The sequence below is a fragment of the Actinacidiphila sp. bgisy167 genome (assembly GCF_965342175.1).
Classification (GTDB): Bacteria; Actinomycetota; Actinomycetes; order Streptomycetales; family Streptomycetaceae; genus Actinacidiphila.
The window spans coordinates 1-2,293 of sequence record NZ_CBDRBL010000182.1 but is presented as its reverse complement, the minus strand read 5'-3'; the positions used below and the strand labels follow the sequence as shown (position 1 = coordinate 2,293).

Annotated in this window: 3 protein-coding genes; all 3 read left to right on the top strand. The window is 64.9% G+C overall.

The window, feature by feature from the left end; translation table 11 throughout:
* Positions 1 to 389 precede the first annotated feature (389 nt).
* Complete coding sequence (locus ACRWND_RS30605) at positions 390 to 668, top strand: hypothetical protein (protein ID WP_431955200.1); 279 nt, start codon at positions 390 to 392, stop codon at positions 666 to 668.
* A 956-nt stretch (positions 669 to 1,624) separates the two neighbouring features.
* Entirely contained in the window at positions 1,625 to 2,008 is a 384-nt protein-coding gene (locus ACRWND_RS30600) for a hypothetical protein (protein WP_431955198.1), read from the top strand.
* Positions 2,009 to 2,035: 27 nt separating this feature from the next.
* A partial coding sequence (locus ACRWND_RS30595; protein ID WP_431955196.1) for a hypothetical protein occupies positions 2,036 to 2,293 on the top strand: 258 nt, incomplete at its 3' end.

Here is a 2,293-nt window from a genome sequence, read left to right as displayed (position 1 = left end):
AAGAAGACGACTGAACCCGATCTTGTTACAGATTTCTCTACCTCATCAAGACACCCGGCGTCGCTCACGCTCCGCCGGGCGCGCGGCCGACGTCCGGCCGCGCCCACGCTCCTGCCTCCGTCCCGCTCGGCGCGCCGTCCGCTGCCGCGCGCCCACATAGGTAGGCCAAGGGGCATGAGGTCAGAACCGCGGTGGCTGGGGCGGCCGGCGCTCCGAGGCTTTACGCAGCCACCATGGGGCGAGCCTCGAAGATCGGGGCCCACATCGGGCCTTAGCGGGCAGGTCCACAGACCGCCCGAGTCGCCAGCAGCTTACGGGCCCCGATCTCTCGCCCCATGGCAGCTCCAGCCCAAAGCCTCTCCACACCGACCGCGAGGTACGGTGCCCGGGTGGACGAGGAACCGGTCATCATAAAGCTCACCCGCGATCAAGCGTTCGTGCTGTCGGACTGGCTGTACGAAGTGATGATGAAGTCCGACCAGCTGAGCCCGATCGTGCCCGACAAGGCGGTCTGGTCTGCTGTGTACGCGATCTCAGGCACCTTGGAAACCACGCTGCCAGAGATCTTCATGCCGGACTACGTTGGTCGCCTTGAGCAAGCTCGTCGGCGCCTCATCGCGGCTTCGGCCGAGGATGACGACGGTCAAGAGATGCACGAGTCCGATTGAACGTGGGCCGTCTCCGGGCCGTCCGAGGTGAGCCAACGTTGACAGACGATGACAACCGTTCACGGCATCGGCGCAGGTCATAAGCCGGGCGCGACAAACCCGCCCAGGTGGGAGCTTGCCGCACCACTTCCAGAAGAACTGATGGCATTGCCCGGAGCGTGCTCCACCCACCGCGCCTGGGTCAGTGGTTGCTTCGCACGCCGGCGCAGCGTGTACGGCTTTGTGCCATCAGCTACGGGCGTTCAGTCGTCGCCTGGACACCTGCTTGGCGCAGCCGGTGGGCGAGGACGGTCATTTCGGTCAGCGTCCCCGTTTGGGTTCCCGCGCGTACTCGCTGCGCCATGGCCTTCGCCTGGATCAAGTCGAGTCCTAGTTCGACACGTATCACCCTCATGAGTACGACGGCACTGGACGACGGGTCGCAGAGCCGTAGTCGCGTCGGACCATGCTCGGATAGCAGCCGTTCCCGCAGATCTCCTGGCACATCCGATCGACCGCAGGCGATCACGTACATGCCGCAGGCGGCACAGCTTTTCGCGATGTCCCAGCGCACTTCACCGTCGACCAGGCCCTCACCGGCGTCACACTCCGCCACGGCGCCGCAAGTTTCGCAGTCGGACGGATACCTGACCGACTCACTGGCCGCCATCGCCTCCACCCCCGAAACTCATGCCGGTCCCGCGCTCTAGACCAGAGGCTAAACGACACAGGACCTTGTGCCACAGCCGTGCCAGGTGAGGCGGTGCTGAACGGGGAGCCACGGGGAGCAGCGGTGACGGGTTCACTTTGCCGCAGGTCAGCGCCCGCCCAGGTGAGGCAGGGTCCGCAGCCTCAGTCTTCCAAACTGGTGCGGCGTGGCCGTTACAATCGACCCATGACGTCACATCAGGCGGATGCCGCGTAGATCCCCGCGCAAGCTCAGGGCCACCTCGCCCCATGGGCAATACGACGGTGGGGTGAGCACGCTGCTCATCAGTACGTGCCCGGGGCAGCCAGTGTGTTCGGCCATTCACACGTACCTCTTCGTCGATGGCCTCGACGTGGTCGCGCGCAGCGACAGCAGAATGGCCGGCCTCGGTCCAAGGCGGCTGCTCCGCCCAGGCGGACCGCTCTATCCGCCGGATATGCCATGCACGGTGGATGTGGCAACTCAGGAGGAGCCCGAGCCGGGGCCGGACAGGCTGACCATCCGGATCCGGCTCCGGGGCGAGACGGTCATCTGGACCGACCTGATGTATCCGGGCCTCGATGGCAGACCCATCGAGGAGGTTCGCTTCCACCTGAACCAGTACCTGGGCGAAGTCGAGCGGGCCTATGCGGCGTTGAAAGAGCAGCCCTGATCGCCAACGAGCTGAGATCATCCTTAGGTGGCAGACGCACAGCTACCCGCGGGGTGGACCCTTCAGCAGATTCGCGACGTATCCGGGGACCGAGAAGCTGTCGTCCTGGACCCAAACCGAGCAGTGAAGTGGGTCGCCTCTGACGCCCACAAGGTAATGCACCCGGAGATCGTTCTCGGGTTCCACGACCTGTGCATCGTGAAGCCTGTCGATGACGACGACTGGTACATGGGCAGCCTGTACGACGACGGCAGCATCGACTGTTGGACAGCCTACGAAGAGCTC